A 14,533-nucleotide genomic window follows, 5' to 3' on the forward strand; every position below is an offset into this window, starting at 1 on the left:
GTGATACCGGCCACCGGGTCCAAGGCTCCAGCCCGCCAGACGGACGGGGTCCGCTCCAAAGCACCGACGCTCCGGCATGAGCGGACGTTCAAAGCGCAGGGCGCCCGTTACCTGGCCGGCGTGGACGAAGTCGGCCGCGGGGCGCTGGCAGGACCGGTGAGCGTCGGGATCGCCGTCGTAGACCTCCATACCCAGAAGCCCCTGTCCGGTGTGCGGGACAGCAAGCTCCTCAGCCCCGCCGAACGGGAACGGCTGGAACCGCTGGTCAGGCGCTGGAGTGTTGCGTCCGCCGTCGGGCACGCTTCCGCCCGGGAGATCGACGCTTTGGGCATCATTGCTGCGCTGCGGCTGGCCGGTACGCGCGCCTGGCAGGACATCCTTGCGGCCGGCATCAGCCCGGATGTGGTGCTGCTCGATGGCAGCCACAACTGGCTCTCGCCCGCCGGGCAGCCTTCCCTGTTTGACGAGCCACCCGTGGATTTCGCGTGCCTTGCCCCGGTCCACACCAAGATCAAGGCGGACATGCAGTGCCTGAGCGTGGCCGCAGCCAGCGTGATTGCGAAAGTGGAACGCGACGAGCAGATGCGCGGCCTGCACAGTGAATACCCCGAGTTTGGCTGGGACGTCAACAAGGGCTACGCCACTGCAATTCACCGGGACGCGCTCCGCGCCGTGGGAGCCACACCGCACCACCGGGTAAGTTGGAACCTCCTGGGCGGTGAACTCTGATTCCGTGCCGCTCCAGTGCCTGCCGTACTGGTGTGGGGCTCATGCGGCGCGCACCGCTGCGACTGCGGCGCCCTGGATGGTGCAAGATGGAAGCATGAGTGCAGAGGATCTTGAAAACTATGAAACCGACATGGAGCTGCAGCTCTACCGTGAATACCGCGATGTTGTCGGGCTCTTCAGTTACGTTGTCGAGACCGAACGCCGCTTTTACCTCGCAAACCACGTTGACCTGCAGGCCCGAAGCGCCGACGGCGAGGTCTACTTCGATCTGACGCTCCAGGATGCCTGGGTGTGGGATGTGTACCGTTCGGCACGGTTCGTGAAGACAGTCCGTGTCCTGACGTTCAAGGATGTCAACGTCGAAGAACTGCCCCGCAACGAGGAACTCGCCCTGCCGAAGGACGCTGACCTCGGCAACTGACGCCGGCCCACTGCTCCTCCACAGCCCCGCTGTATGGGGCGGGTTTCCCGGGTTGCCCACATACGCGAATAGCTGGCTGTCCTCCGCTGTCCTGCCACGGCAGGCTGGTTGCGGAGGTAGAAATGAAATCCAAAGACCTGTTGGGCCGGCGCGGCGAGGAACTCGCGGCCGGCTATCTTGAATCGCTCGGCATGCTGGTGGTGGAACGCAACTGGCGCTGCACCGAAGGTGAAATAGACATTGTGGCCCTGGACGGCGACGCCCTGGTCATCGCAGAGGTGAAAACCCGCCGTTCGCTGGACTACGGGCACCCGTTCGAAGCTGTAGGGCCGGACAAACTCGCCCGGCTGCATCGGCTTGGTTCGGCATGGTGTCGGGACCGGGAGCTGCGGATGCCGCTACGGCGCGTGGACGTCATTGCCGTGGTGGACGACGGCGGCGGCGAACCCCTGGTGGAACACCTCAAGGGGGTGGGGTAGATGGCGCTGGGCCGGGCCTACTCCGTGGCGCTGGTGGGATTGAACGGGTACATCGTCGAGGTAGAAGCCGACATTGGCCAGACCCTGCCGGCATTCGTGATCCTTGGCCTCCCGGACGCCGCCCTCAACGAGGCCAAGGAACGCATACGTTCCGCGGCCAAAAATTCCGGAATCCCGCTGAGCCGGCGGAAGATCACGGCCAACCTCATCCCTGCGTCGCTGCCCAAACGCGGTTCCGGCTTCGACCTTGCCGTGACCATGGCCGTCCTGAGGGCCGCAAATGACATCAAGCCCACCGGCCGGACCGTCTTCATCGCCGAACTCGGGTTGGATGGCCGGCTACGGCCGGTGCGCGGCATCCTGCCGGCAGTGATGGCGTCGGTGCAGGCCGGCTATCCGGACGTGGTGGTCGCGCACGCCAACCTCGGCGAAGCATCGCTGGTCCCCGGAGCCAACGTCAAGGGGTACCGCACGCTGGCGCGGCTGGCGCTCGATTTCGGTGCAGACCCGCAAGAGCTCGCACTGGACTTCGAGCCGGAGGACGAGGCCGGTCACGGGGACTCCGAACCGGGGGCCCAGGCTGTTCCTGACATGGCCGACGTCTCCGGCCAGGGCGAAGCGAGACGTGCACTCGAGGTGGCCGCTGCCGGGGCCCACCACCTGCTCCTGACCGGACCTCCGGGTGCGGGCAAGACCATGCTGGCCGAAAGACTTCCCGGTCTCCTGCCGGACCTTGCCGACAATGAGGCCATGGAAGTCACTGCCATCCATTCCCTCTGCGGCCTTCCCTCATCCGCCGTTCAGCTTGTGCGGCGGCCGCCGTTCGAAAACCCGCATCATTCGGCCACAGCCGCCGCCATTATCGGCGGGGGATCGGGGTTGCCGCGCCCGGGTGCGGCGTCGCGGGCGCACCGCGGTGTCCTGTTCCTGGACGAGGCCCCGGAATACGAACGGCGCGTCCTGGACGCCCTCCGCCAGCCCCTGGAGAGCGGGGAGCTGGTCATTCACCGCTCGGCAGGAACAGCAGCCTACCCTGCCCGGTTCCAGCTGGTCCTTGCCGCCAATCCCTGTCCCTGCGGCAAGGCTTCGGGAAAAGGCCTTGACTGCACGTGCACGCCCATGATGCGGCGCCGCTACGTGGCCAGGATGTCCGGTCCGCTGCTGGACCGGGTGGATATCCAGCTGCAGGTGGAGCGCGTGTCACTGGCAGACTTCGGCCAGGCGGGCGCCGAAGAAGACACAGCCGCCGTGGCACGGAGGGTAGGCGACGCACGCCGGTGCCAGGCCGAACGGCTGCGGCCGCTGGGAATGGAAACGAACTCGCAGGTGCCCGGCCGGATTCTGCGCGGCGCCCTGCGGCTGCCGGCCGGCGCCACGCGGATCCTGGACCACTCACTGGAGCGGGGCGTGCTGACCGCCAGGGGCTATGACCGGGTTCTCCGGCTGGCCTGGACCCTGGCGGACCTGTCGCACCGCGACATGCCCGACACCAACGACATCGGCCAGGCCCTTGGCCTCCGGCAGGCTGCCTCGGCAGCTGCGTGAAGGAAGAAAACCACATGGACAACGAACGGATCGCCCGGGCCGCCCTGTCGCGGCTCATGGAACCGCAGGACGCGGCCGGACTGGCCCTAGTACAGGCCGCCGGCGCACCCGACGCCTTGAAAATCGCCACGGGCCAGGCGGACGCCGGCCCGGCACTGGAGCGGGAGATCACCGGACTGCTGGCGGACAACGGCGCCGGAACCAGCTGGGCGGGGATGGCTGCCTCCCTCAAACGCTGGGCTCCCCGCATTCCGGATCTGGCGCCCGAGCGTGACCTGGCCACCATGGCACGCCTTGGCGGCCGGCTGATTATCCCGTCGGATGATCTGTGGCCTGCCCAGCTCGGGGACCTTGGGATGCAGGAGCCCATCTGTCTTTGGTGGCGGGGCCTGGAACAGGAGCTTCCCGGTCCGGCCCGGAGCGTGGCGCTGGTGGGGTCCCGCGACAGCACCAGCTACGGCGCCTCGGTGACCGGGGACCTCGCCTACTCCCTGGCTCAGCGGGGCTTCACCGTGGTTTCCGGGGGCGCGTACGGCATCGACGCCCACGCGCACCGGGCAGCACTGGCAGGGGGATCAGCGGCGGTGCCTACCATCGCGGTGATGGCTGGTGGTGTGGACCGGTTCTACCCGTCCGGCAACGAGGATCTCCTGAGGGCGGTCTGCAACCAGGGAGCGGTGCTGGCCGAGGTGCCGCCGGGGTCGGCGCCCACCCGCTACCGCTTTCTCCAGCGGAACAGGCTGATCGCGGCCTTGGCCGCTGTGACGGTGGTGGTGGAAGCACGCTGGCGGTCCGGTGCGCTGAACACGGCCCACCACGCGGAGACGCTTGGCCGCGCGGTGGGCGCTGTGCCGGGGTCCGTGCACAGCGCCAACTCCGCCGGCTGCCACCGGCTGCTCCGGGATGGCGGGGCTGTCTGCGTGACTGACGCCGCGGAGATCGCCGAACTGGCATCCCCAAGCGGCGTGGGGCTTGCGGCGCCCGGGACAGCGCATGCGGCCGACCATGACGGACTGACCTTGGAGGATCTGATCCTTCTGGACGCCCTGCCGCTGCGGTCCACCACGTCCGTGGACAAGCTCTGCGCAGTTGCCGGCCTCAGTGCGGACTCCGTGCGGGCCGGGTTGGGCAGGCTGGGCCTGCTGGGGCTCGCAGCTTCAGAAAGGGGCGGCTGGAAACGGGCCAAGGAATTAGCGTAGTTGCCTGTGTCCGGCACGGGATTCCCGCGGAGTTCTGGGACAGTGGAACAGTGCAGAATCAGGAACTGTCCCGGGCATTTGAGCAGGCACTTGCAGACTTCGGCAGATACCTGACGGCCGAGCGGGCCCGGTCCGGGCATACGCTTCGGGCATACCTGTCCGATCTTCGAAGCCTCCTGGAATACGCCACCTCCGAGGGCGTCACGGATCTGCCGGAACTGGAGCTGGGCACCCTCCGACGCTGGCTGGGGGCGCAGAGCCAGGCCGGGATATCCCGGGCCACTCTGGCCCGGAGATCGGCTACAGCACGTTCCTTCACCACGTGGGCCATGCGGGAGGAGCTCATCGAGACGGACCCTGCCTTGCGGCTCAGGGCTCCCAAAGCGGAAAAGTCACTGCCGGGGGTGCTGCAGTCCCAACAACTCAACAGGCTGCTAAACAGCCTGGCGGAAGCCGCAGCCGATGGTTCACCGGTTCCGGTGCGCAACAGGGCCATGGTCGAGCTCCTGTACGCCACCGGGCTGCGGGTGGGCGAATTGGCCGCCTTGGATGTGGACGATCTCAACCCGGACCGCCGGACTCTTCGGGTGGTCGGCAAGGGCAACAAGGAACGGACTGTTCCCTACGGCGTCCCGGCCGCTGTAGCCGTCGACGACTGGCTCCGAAGGGCCAGGCCGCTCCTGGCGACGGGTCACAGCGGACCGGCTCTTTTCCTGGGTGCCAGGGGAAACCGCGTTGACCAGCGCCAGGTCAGGACTGTGGTGAACGCGCTCTTCGAAGCTTTGGGGGACACATCGGCAACCGGGCCGCACGCACTGAGGCATAGTGCGGCAACGCACCTACTCGATGGCGGCGCGGATCTCCGGGCGGTCCAGGAAATCCTGGGCCACAGCAGCCTCGCCACCACGCAGATCTACACGCATGTGTCGGTTGAGCGGCTCCGCAGCAGCTACCAGCAGGCCCATCCCCGGGCGTGAGGGCCATGGATTCCCGCCCATGCCGGGCAAATCACGGACCCTGCCACCGGTGGTGAATCGCACTGGCGTAATTACGCGGCGTACGGCACAATAAGAGTCACGTCCGGCAACTTTCAAGTTTCGCTTGAAGCTCTTTCGCTTCGTGCGTTACCGTGAGTCCGGACACAGCTTAATAAGCAGTCAGGGAACACCGCCGCTGGAACACACAGCAACGGGCAGTTTCATCCAGGCAGAGGTCGTTGGGGAAGACGTACCTACAGCTATGGAGGATGGAATGTCTGTTGCAATGACCCGCGGTGTGCTGTTTGTTCACTCAGCCCCTACAGCACTGTGCCCGCACGTGGAGTGGGCCATTGGATCCGTCGTGGATAAGCGGACGGATCTAGAGTGGACCCCTCAGCCTGCCGCGCCCGGAATGTTCCGCGCCGAGCTCTCCTGGACAGGAACCCCGGGCACCGGATCGCTGCTGGCATCCTCACTTCGCGGCTGGGCCCATCTTCGCTACGAGGTCACTGAAGAGCCGAGCCAGGGAGTTGACGGCGGCCGCTGGTCGCATACCCCCGAACTGGGAATCTTCCACGCCACAACGGACGTCCACGGCAACATCATGGTCTCAGAGGACCGCATCCGTTACGCCTACGAATCGGGTGCCGGCGATCCCTCCGCCGTGTACCACGAGCTTTCCCTGGCCTTGGGTGAGGCGTGGGACGAGGAACTAGAGCCGTTCCGCCACGCAGCCGAGGGCGCACCGGTCCGCTGGCTGCACCAGGTGGGCTGACCGCCGTCGGACATCACGACGTCGTACTTCCTGTCCGCTGTCCCGGCAGAAGCCGTGCCGGATCGGAAGGCGGCGCTCCATAGCAAAAGCAGAGGCCCCGCCACATGGCGGGGCCTCTGCTTCGTCTGCGGTACTTGCTGTTCCCGCGCTGCTGCTAGATGCTGCGGACAGCGATCACGGCGTTGTGGCCGCCGAAGCCGAACGAGTTGCTCAGCGCCACGATGTCGCCTGCCGGCAGATTCCTCGCCGACGTGACGACGTCGAGCGGGATCTCCGGGTCCTGGTTCTCGAGGTTGATGGTGACCGGGGCCTTGCGGTGGTACACGGCCAGGACGGTGAGTACTGCCTCCACGGCACCGGACGCGCCCAGAAGGTGGCCCATTTGCGATTTGGTGGCGGACACTGCAACGTTGTCGATGTGGTTCCCCAGCGATGCGCGGAGCGCCGTGTACTCGGGCTTGTCACCTACGGGAGTGGAGGTGGCGTGCGCGTTGACGTGGACAACGTCTTCGGCCTGGATCCGGCCGTCGAACATGGCTGCCTTCAGCGCGCGGGTGGCACCCAGGCCCTGCGGGTCCGGGGCGGTGATGTGGTAAGCGTCGGCCGTCACTGAGGTGCCGGCCAGTTCGGCGTAGATGCGGGCGCCGCGGGCAATGGCATGCTCCTCAGCCTCAAGCACCAGCGCACCGGCGCCTTCGCCCATCACAAAGCCGTCGCGGCCCAGATCGTACGGGCGTGAGGCGCCCTGGGGGTCATCGTTGCGGCGGGAAAGTGCCTGCATGGACGAGAACGCGGCCAGGGGCATGGGGTGAATGGCCGCCTCGGCGCCGCCGCACATCACCACGTCGGCCTTGCCGGAGCGGATCAGCTCCAGGCCCAGGTGAAGGGCCTCGGTGCCCGACGCGCAGGCCGAAACGGGGGTATGGGCGCCAGCACGGGCGCCAAGGTCAAGGCTGACGGCTGCTGCGACGCCGTTGGGCATCAGCATGGGCACCGTCATGGGCAGGACGCGGCGCGGACCCTTTTCCTTCAGCGTGTCCCACGCGTCCAACAGAGTCCAGACGCCGCCGATGCCGGTGGCGAAGGCGACCGCAAGGCGGTCGGGGTCAATCTCGGTGATGCCGGAATCGGCCCAGGCTTCACGCGAAGCGATGACGCCGAACTGGGTGGACGGGTCCATCCGCTTGGCCTCAACGCGGCTCAGGACCTCCAGGGCCGGAGTGGAGCAGCGGGCAGCGAAGTGGACAGGCAGTTCGTACTTGGCGACCCATTCGTCTTCCAGCGTGCGGGCACCGGAGACCCCCTTCAGCGCATTGTTCCACATGGTGGGTACGTCGCCGCCGATGGGCGTGGTGGCACCCAGACCGGTAATGACTACTTTGCGTGTCATTGGATCACTCTCTGTCGGTGGGCAGGCCGTATCCGGTTGTCCGGCGGGGTCCCGCGTGTGGGGCAGCTGGCTGCCGAAAAAATGTGGTGGACTGCCGGTCCGGCCTGGGCACGGACCGGCAGTCCAGTCAGCCTTAAGGGGCTGAAGCCTTGGCTAGGCCTGTGCGCCTGCGATGAAGCTGACGGCGTCGCCCACGGTCTTGAGGTTCTTGACCTCTTCGTCCGGGATACGCACGCCGAACTTCTCTTCGGCGTTGACCACGATGGTCATCATGGAGATGGAGTCGATGTCCAGGTCCTCGGTGAAGGACTTGTCCAGTTCCACAGCCTCGGGGGCAAGGCCGGTTTCTTCGTTGACGATTTCAGCCAAGCCGGCCAGGATCTCTTCGTTGCTAGCCATTGATGGCTCCTTTTCTTGTTATTGCCGGCAGGGGGTGCCGGAAACGGTGCAGTCCGCGGATGCGGCCTGTATGGGGCGTTCCTAAGGAAGGACGATTACCTGGGCACCGAAGACCAGCCCGGCGCCGAAGCCGATCTGGAGTGCGAGGCCGCCGCTGAGCTCAGGGTTTTCCTTGAGCAGGCGGTGGGTGGCAAGGGGGATGGAGGCCGCCGAGGTGTTTCCGGCATCAGCGATGTCCCGGGCCACGGTGACGGATTCAGGAAGATTCAGTTTCTTGACCATCTCGTCGATGATCCGCATGTTGGCCTGGTGCGGGATGAACGCAACGAGGTCTTCAGCCTTGACGCCCGCGGCCTCCAAAGCCTGCTGTGCCATCTTGGCCATTTCCCAGACCGCCCAGCGGAAGACGGTCTGCCCGTCCTGGCGGAGTGTGGGGTAGAGCTCCTGCGCTTCTTCGAGCAGGGCAAAGTCGCCGGGCTCGTCGGACTGGCGGGCGGCCATGCTGAGGTCGCGGACATCCAGGATGGAACGCGTCATGCCGATGGCGTCCCACTTACTGCCGTCCGAACCCCACACCGAGGGTCCGATGCCGGGGGTGTCCGAGGGCCCGATGACAACAGCGCCCGCGCCGTCGCCCAGCAGGAAGGAAATGGTACGTTCCCGGTTGTCGATGACGTCGGAGAGCTTCTCCGCACCGACCACCAGCACGTAGGTGGCCGTGCCGGAGCGGACCAAGGCATCACCCTGGGCGATGCCGTAGCAGTACCCGGCGCAGGCGGCCGAAATATCGAAGGCCGGAGCCGGCGTCGCACCGATGCGGTCAGCCAGGGCGGCGGCAGCCGACGGCGTGGCGTACGGGTGGGTGACGGTGGAAACGATGACGGCACCAAGCTGGGAGGCTTCGATGCCTGCCTGCTGCAGGGCCTCCCGGGCAGCGCCCTCGGCCATATCGATGACGCTGACGTCGGCAGCGGCCCGGTGCCGGGTCACGATGCCGGTCCGCTGGCGGATCCACTCGTCCGAGGAATCAATCCACTGGCAGACATCGTCGTTGGTGACGATGACGTCAGGCCGGAATGCCCCGAGGCCGATGATGCGGCTGTATTCGTTTACGGGAACCTGTTTCAGCGTGGGAACGCTCATGCATTTCCCTCCAGTTCTGCGAAGAGTGCCAGTGCGGCCGTGAGGTCGTCCGGGGTTTTGACTGCAACGGTCTTGACGCCGGGCATGCCGCGCTTGGCGAGCCCGGCCAGGGTGCCGGCCGGGGCCAGCTCAATGACACCGGTGACGCCGCGCTGCACAAGGGTTTCCATGCAGAGGTCCCAGCGGACCGGCCGGGAGACCTGCGCGATGAGGCTCTCGACGGCGGCGCCGCCGTCGGTCACTTCCCGGCCGTCAAAGTTGGACAGCAGGGGCACCTGCGGCTTTTGCGGCTTGAGGCCCGGCTTGAGCGACTCGAGGGCGCTCACGGCAGGGGACATGTGTGAGGTGTGGAACGCCCCGGCCACTTTCAGCGGGATGACCCGCGCCTTCGCCGGCGGGTTGTCCGCCAGGGCCTTGAGCTGTTCGAAGGTTCCGGCTGCCACGGTCTGGCCCGCTCCATTGACATTGGCCGGTGTCGCGCCGGTAGCCACGATGGCGGCCAGGACCTCTGCAGGGTCCCCGCCCACCACGGCACTCATGCCGGTGGGGGTCACGGCAGCGGCGGCGGCCATACTGTTGGCGCGTTCACGGACGAACGTCATGGCTTCCTGCTCGGTGAGCACGCCGGCGAGGGCCGAGGCGGTGATTTCACCGACGGAGTGGCCGGCAAGGATCACGGGAAGCGTGCCGAGTTCGACGTCGAACAGCGACTTTGCGGCCACCAGCCCGGCGGCAACAATCAGGGGCTGCGCAACGGCGGTGTCCTTGATGGTGTCCTCGTCAGAGGTGGTCCCGTGGGCTGTCAGGTCGATGCCTGCGATCTCACTGAGGGAGGCCAGATGGCCTGCTACCGAAGGCAGTTCCAGCCAAGGGGCCAGAAAACCCGGGGTCTGTGAGCCCTGTCCAGGGCAGACTATTGCAAGCACGTATCCAGCTTTCCAAATTACGGGGTCATCCAGCGGTGTTTCACTGCACCAAGCTCAAGGGGTCAGGTTGTAGGAAGTCTACAACGACTCACGGCTGATTCCGCGCCGGATGACGCTCCGCCGGGGCTTTTGGCGGCGCCGACAGCCGCCCGACAACCAACGCCGCCTGCAGCACAAACGCCTCCCGGGGGAGCAGCGGATCCCAGCCCGTGACGTCGCAGACGCGCTTGAGCCGGTACCTGACGGTGTTGGCGTGGACAAACAATTCGCGGGCAGTCGCCTCTAGGGAATGGCCCAACTCCAGGTAGGTGCCCAAGGTCTCCACCAGCCCGTTGGAGGCGGCGACCAGCGGACGGTAGATATTCTTCACCAGGGAGCGGCGCGCCGCTTCGTCACCGGAGATGACGCGTTCCGGCAACAGGTCATCGGCGGCCACGGGCCGGGGAGCGGCGGGCCACGCCCTTGCCGCGGTCAGGCCGGCAAAGGCAGACTGCGCTGAGCCGCTGGCCTCCAGGAGGGAGCCGGCTTCCGGACCGTAGACCACCGGGCCGGGGGCGAACATTTCGCTGAGTTTCAGGTATGCGGTCTCGCGGTCCTGGACGCCGCCAAGGATCAGGATCAGCCGGTCGCCCTGGATGCCCACCAACGCATCCTCGGCGTAGCGGCCTGCCAGTCGGCGCAGTTCGCTGACGTAGCTGGCACTGGGTTCAGACGGCGAATTGCCCACCATCACGGTGAACCTCTCCTGTGCCTTCCAACCCAGCGCGGCGATCCGGGACCGCAGCGCGTCCGTGTTTTCGCCACGGAGGATGGCGTCCACGATCAGCGCTTCCAGCCGCGTATCCCAGGAACCGCGGGACTCGGCCGCCCGCGCGTAGACGTCTGCCGCCGCGAAGGCCACTTCCCGTGAGTACCGCAGCACCGCCTCGCGGAGGGAGGGCTGGTCAGCTTCCGGGGCGATGACCGGCACCTGGTCTTCCACCACTTCCACCACGATGCGGATGAGCTGGAGCGCCTTCTGGAGGCTGATGGAGCGCGTCAGCTCGGTGGGGGCCGTCCCAAAAACGTCGGTGAGGATCCACGACGGTGAGCTGGGCCGCTCATACCAGGTGACAAACGCCGCGATGCCGTTTTGCGCCACCATGCCCAGGGCCGAGCGTTCGTCGGAGCTGAGCCGCGAATACCACGGCAGCGACTTTTCCAGCTGGCGAAGGGTGGTGGTGGAGAGCTGGCCCACGCTTGCCCGGAGCTTTTTCAGGGTTTCGGATTTCTCCGGTGTCATGCTGCGCGAGGACGGCTTGCGCTTCACGGGCGGGGTGGTTGGCTCTGGCATCCTACGAGCATACGGTGCCTGCCCGGCAAGCTCCATTTGTGCAAAGGCTACAACGTTGTTGGACCTGGATCACAGGCTGCCTCCTGTCCAGAAAGGCAGGGGGACGACGACGGCGACCCTCGCCTTTTCGGTGAGGGTCGCCGTCATCGTTCATTTCCGCTGACAGCAGGTCAGCGGGAGGTCATCAGGACTCGCCGCCCGCGTTGCCGGTGGAACCGGCGTTGACGTTGTGCAGCTTGTACTTCTCGATTGCCTGGGCCGGGGCCTGGGCATCAACTTCGCCGCGGCGCGCCAGCAGTTCCAGGGAACGGACCACGATGGAGTGGATGTCGTTCTTGAAGAAGCGGCGGGCAGCTGCGCGGGTGTCGGAGAAGCCGAAGCCATCCGCACCCAGCGTGGCGAACTCGTTCGGCACAAACTGGCGGATCTGGTCCGGGACGGCCTTCATGTAGTCCGAGACCGCAACCACGGGTCCTGTGGCACCGGCAAGCTGCTGGGTCACAAACGGAACACGGGCGGGCTTGCCCGGGTTCAGGAACGCCTCTTCCTCGGCGGCCATGCCGTCGCGGCGCAGTTCGTTCCAGGACGTGACGGACCAGACGTCGGCGGAGACGCCCCAGTCCTCGGCGAGCAGCCGCTGGGCTTCGATGGCCCAGGGAACCGACACGCCGGAGGCCAGGATCTGGGTCCGGGGACCGTCGATCTTCGCCGGAGCCAGGAGGTAGATGCCCTTGAGGACACCTTCCACATCGAGCTCTTCGGGTTCTGCGGGCTGCGTGATGGGCTCGTTGTAGACCGTGATGTAGTACATCAGGTTCCGGTCAGCCGAATCCGGCCCGTACATACGCTCGATGCCGTCCCGGATGATGTGGCCCATCTCGTACCCGTAGGCGGGGTCGTACGTGACCACTGCCGGGTTCGTGGAGGCCAGCAGCGGGGAGTGGCCGTCGGCGTGCTGCAGGCCTTCGCCGGTCAGCGTGGTCCGCCCGGCGGTGGCGCCGATGATGAACCCGCGGGCCATCTGGTCCCCGGCGGCCCAGAAGGCGTCGCCTGTGCGCTGGAAACCGAACATGGAGTAGAACACATACACCGGGATCAGCGGTACGCCGTGGGTGGCGTAGGCCGTGCCGGCGGCCGTGAACGCCGCGACCGCTCCGGCCTCATTGATGCCGGGGTGGATCAGCTGGCCCTGGGCCGATTCCTTGTACGCCAGGACCAGGTCCCGGTCCACGGACAGGTAGTTCTGGCCCTTGGGGTTGTAGATCTTCGCCGTGGGGAAGAACGCATCCATGCCGAACGTGCGGGCCTCATCGGGGATGATCGGCGCGATGTGCTTGCCGAAGTTCTTGTCCCGCATGAGGTCCTTGAGGAGCCGGACAAACGCCATGGTGGTGGCTGCCTGCTGCTTGCCGGAACCGCGTTTGGCGACCTCGTACGTTTTTGCCTCCGGGAGGGCGATCTCCTGGTGCTTGGAGCGGCGCTCAGGAACAGAACCGCCCAGCTGGGCGCGGCGTTCCATCATGTACTGGATCTCCGGCGCATCTGTGCCCGGGTGGAAGTACGGGGGCTGGTACGGGTCCTTCTCCAGCTGCTCGTCGGTGACCGGGATCCGCAGGTGGTCGCGGAACTTCTTCAGGTCATCGAGGGTGAGCTTTTTCATCTGGTGGGTCGCGTTGCGGCCCTCGAAGTGGGGTCCCAGTCCGTAGCCCTTGACCGTTTTGGCCAGGATCACCGTGGGCTTGCCCTTGAACTCGGTGGCTGCCTTATACGCGGCGTAGACCTTGCGGTAGTCGTGGCCGCCGCGCTTGAGGTTCCAGATCTCGTCATCGGAGAGGTCCGCGACCATGTCCTTGGTCTGCGGGGTCTTGCCGAAGAAGTGCTCGCGGACGAACCCGCCGGACTCTGCCTTGTAGGTCTGGTAGTCACCGTCCAGGGTCTCGTTCATGATCTTCACGAGCGAGCCGTCGGAGTCCTTGGTGAGCAGGTCATCCCACTCCCGGCCCCAGACGACCTTGATGACGTTCCAGCCCGCACCACGGAAGAACGCTTCGAGTTCCTGCATGATCTTGCCGTTGCCGCGGACGGGGCCGTCCAGGCGCTGGAGGTTGCAGTTGATCACAAAGTTCAGGTTGTCCAGGTTCTCATTCGCGGCGAGCTGGAGCAGGCCGCGGGACTCGGGCTCGTCCATTTCGCCGTCGCCCAGGAACGCCCAGACCTGCTGGTCCGAGGTGTCCTTGAGGCCGCGGTTGTGCAGGTACCGGTTGGACTGGGCCTGGTAGATCGCGTTCATGGGACCGATGCCCATCGAGACCGTAGGGAACTCCCAGAAGTCCGGCATCAGGCGCGGGTGCGGGTAGGAGGAGAGCGCGTGGCCTTCCTTGGACTTTTCCTGCCGGAATCCGTCCAGGTCCTCCTCGGCGAGCCGGCCTTCCATGAACGCGCGGGCGTACATGCCGGGGGAGGCGTGGCCCTGGAAGAAGACCTGGTCACCGCCGCCGGGGTGGTCCTTGCCGCGGAAGAAGTGGTTGAAGCCGACCTCGTACAGGGTGGCGGCGCCGGCGTAGGTGGAGATGTGCCCGCCCACGCCGATGTTCGGCCGCTGGGACCGGTGCACCATGATGGCGGCGTTCCAGCGCATGTACGCCCGGTACCGGCGCTCGAATTCCTCGTTGCCGGGGAACGGAGCTTCCTGGTCCACCGGGATGGTGTTCACGTAGTCCGTGGTGGTCACCATCGGCACGCCGACGCTCTGCGCGCCGGCGCGCTGCAGCAGGCTCCGCATGATGTATTGGGCACGTTCCGTGCCCTGTTCCCTGATCAGCGCATCCAGGGACTCAACCCATTCGGCGGTCTCTTCCGGATCACGATCAGGCAGCTGGTTTGTCAACCCGCTGAGGATATGGGAGGTATCTTCTCCTGCAGCCACGTCCAACCTCTCTTTGCGCGCATGCATCGGCGCCCACATGCCGGGCAGGGTGACTGTCCGGCATGAATGCGACGTGTGCGACGTATCGGTTACAACAGCCCGGTCATGTGCGCCGGGCAGGGTCCTATCACGCCTATGTCTGCCATTGAGTTCCAGGCGGTCGCCCCGCAGGCATAGTTGTCACCAGTCACTCTAGCTGTGACTCCAACGCGATGCGTAGCCGCGTCTGTGGCGCCCCTGTTGTATTTCGCCGTCATACTGGTTGTGTGACGAAAGCCGCTGCAACGC

General features: G+C 66.2%; 13 protein-coding genes. 7 read left to right on the forward strand and 6 right to left on the reverse strand.

The annotated features are described in order from the left end of the window. From MUN23_RS17950 to MUN23_RS17980, 7 genes are all read left to right on the forward strand, one after another. Nucleotides 1–729: a ribonuclease HII gene (locus tag MUN23_RS17950; protein ID WP_371876044.1), complete on the forward strand. Its 729-nt coding sequence runs from the start codon at nt 1–3 to the stop codon at nt 727–729. A 94-nt stretch (nt 730–823) separates the two neighbouring features. After that, nucleotides 824–1,150: a DUF2469 domain-containing protein gene (locus MUN23_RS17955; RefSeq protein ID WP_056349080.1), complete on the forward strand. Its 327-nt coding sequence runs from the start codon at nt 824–826 to the stop codon at nt 1,148–1,150. A 122-nt stretch (nt 1,151–1,272) separates the two neighbouring features. Then, the gene (locus MUN23_RS17960) at nt 1,273–1,629 is read left to right on the forward strand and encodes a YraN family protein (protein ID WP_111909355.1); all 357 of its coding nucleotides are present in this window, start codon (nt 1,273–1,275) and stop codon (nt 1,627–1,629) included. Further along, nucleotides 1,630–3,174: a YifB family Mg chelatase-like AAA ATPase gene (locus tag MUN23_RS17965; protein ID WP_248760162.1), complete on the forward strand. Its 1,545-nt coding sequence runs from the start codon at nt 1,630–1,632 to the stop codon at nt 3,172–3,174. A gap of 14 nt (nt 3,175–3,188) precedes the next feature. Next, nucleotides 3,189–4,373, forward strand: coding sequence for a DNA-processing protein DprA (gene dprA, locus MUN23_RS17970; RefSeq protein WP_248760164.1), 1,185 nt, complete (start codon nt 3,189–3,191; stop codon nt 4,371–4,373). A 50-nt stretch (nt 4,374–4,423) separates the two neighbouring features. Then, nucleotides 4,424–5,350: a tyrosine recombinase XerC gene (locus MUN23_RS17975; RefSeq protein WP_248760166.1), complete on the forward strand. Its 927-nt coding sequence runs from the start codon at nt 4,424–4,426 to the stop codon at nt 5,348–5,350. Between the two features lie 274 nt (nt 5,351–5,624). Then, nucleotides 5,625–6,128, forward strand: a complete 504-nt coding sequence (locus MUN23_RS17980) for a DUF3145 domain-containing protein (protein ID WP_056349065.1) — start codon at nt 5,625–5,627, stop codon at nt 6,126–6,128. A gap of 154 nt (nt 6,129–6,282) precedes the next feature. Here MUN23_RS17980 and MUN23_RS17985 read toward each other — a convergent pair whose 3' ends face one another. From MUN23_RS17985 to aceE, 6 genes are all read right to left on the reverse strand, one after another. Further along, on the reverse strand, nt 6,283–7,518 hold the full coding sequence (locus tag MUN23_RS17985; RefSeq protein WP_248760167.1) for a beta-ketoacyl synthase: 1,236 nt from the start codon (nt 7,516–7,518) through the stop codon (nt 6,283–6,285). A gap of 153 nt (nt 7,519–7,671) precedes the next feature. Next, the gene (locus tag MUN23_RS17990) at nt 7,672–7,917 is read right to left on the reverse strand and encodes an acyl carrier protein (RefSeq protein WP_009359314.1); all 246 of its coding nucleotides are present in this window, start codon (nt 7,915–7,917) and stop codon (nt 7,672–7,674) included. Nucleotides 7,918–7,998: 81 nt separating this feature from the next. Then, a complete protein-coding gene (locus MUN23_RS17995) occupies nt 7,999–9,060 on the reverse strand; it encodes a beta-ketoacyl-ACP synthase III (RefSeq protein WP_248760169.1) in 1,062 nt (353 codons plus the stop codon). Next, nucleotides 9,057–9,986, reverse strand: a complete 930-nt coding sequence (locus tag MUN23_RS18000; RefSeq protein WP_248760171.1) for an ACP S-malonyltransferase — start codon at nt 9,984–9,986, stop codon at nt 9,057–9,059. Before MUN23_RS18000 ends, MUN23_RS17995 begins: the two co-directional genes overlap by 4 nt. A gap of 88 nt (nt 9,987–10,074) precedes the next feature. After that, the gene (locus MUN23_RS18005; protein ID WP_056349053.1) at nt 10,075–11,319 is read right to left on the reverse strand and encodes a CdaR family transcriptional regulator; all 1,245 of its coding nucleotides are present in this window, start codon (nt 11,317–11,319) and stop codon (nt 10,075–10,077) included. Between the two features lie 184 nt (nt 11,320–11,503). Further along, nucleotides 11,504–14,272 carry a pyruvate dehydrogenase (acetyl-transferring), homodimeric type gene (aceE, locus tag MUN23_RS18010; RefSeq protein ID WP_248760173.1) on the reverse strand — a complete coding sequence of 923 codons (2,769 nt, stop codon included), beginning with the start codon at nt 14,270–14,272 and terminating at the stop codon, nt 11,504–11,506. Nucleotides 14,273–14,533 lie beyond the last annotated feature (261 nt).

It is taken from the genome of Pseudarthrobacter sp. SSS035, from assembly GCF_023273875.1.
Taxonomy (GTDB): Bacteria; Actinomycetota; Actinomycetes; order Actinomycetales; family Micrococcaceae; genus Arthrobacter.

Excerpts from the sequence above, each read along its gene's own strand:
- MUN23_RS17955 (WP_056349080.1), top strand. The coding sequence starts at position 824 with ATGAGTGCAGAGGATCTTGAAAACTATGAAACCGACATGGAGCTGCAG.
- MUN23_RS17960 (WP_111909355.1), top strand. The coding sequence starts at position 1,273 with ATGAAATCCAAAGACCTGTTGGGCCGGCGCGGCGAGGAACTCGCGGCC.
- MUN23_RS17965 (WP_248760162.1), top strand. The coding sequence starts at position 1,630 with ATGGCGCTGGGCCGGGCCTACTCCGTGGCGCTGGTGGGATTGAACGGG.
- dprA (WP_248760164.1), top strand. The coding sequence starts at position 3,189 with ATGGACAACGAACGGATCGCCCGGGCCGCCCTGTCGCGGCTCATGGAA.
- MUN23_RS17980 (WP_056349065.1), top strand. The coding sequence starts at position 5,625 with ATGTCTGTTGCAATGACCCGCGGTGTGCTGTTTGTTCACTCAGCCCCT.
- MUN23_RS17985 (WP_248760167.1), bottom strand. The coding sequence starts at position 7,518 with ATGACACGCAAAGTAGTCATTACCGGTCTGGGTGCCACCACGCCCATC.
- MUN23_RS17990 (WP_009359314.1), bottom strand. The coding sequence starts at position 7,917 with ATGGCTAGCAACGAAGAGATCCTGGCCGGCTTGGCTGAAATCGTCAAC.
- MUN23_RS17995 (WP_248760169.1), bottom strand. The coding sequence starts at position 9,060 with ATGAGCGTTCCCACGCTGAAACAGGTTCCCGTAAACGAATACAGCCGC.
- MUN23_RS18005 (WP_056349053.1), bottom strand. The coding sequence starts at position 11,319 with ATGCCAGAGCCAACCACCCCGCCCGTGAAGCGCAAGCCGTCCTCGCGC.
- aceE (WP_248760173.1), bottom strand. The coding sequence starts at position 14,272 with ATGCATGCGCGCAAAGAGAGGTTGGACGTGGCTGCAGGAGAAGATACC.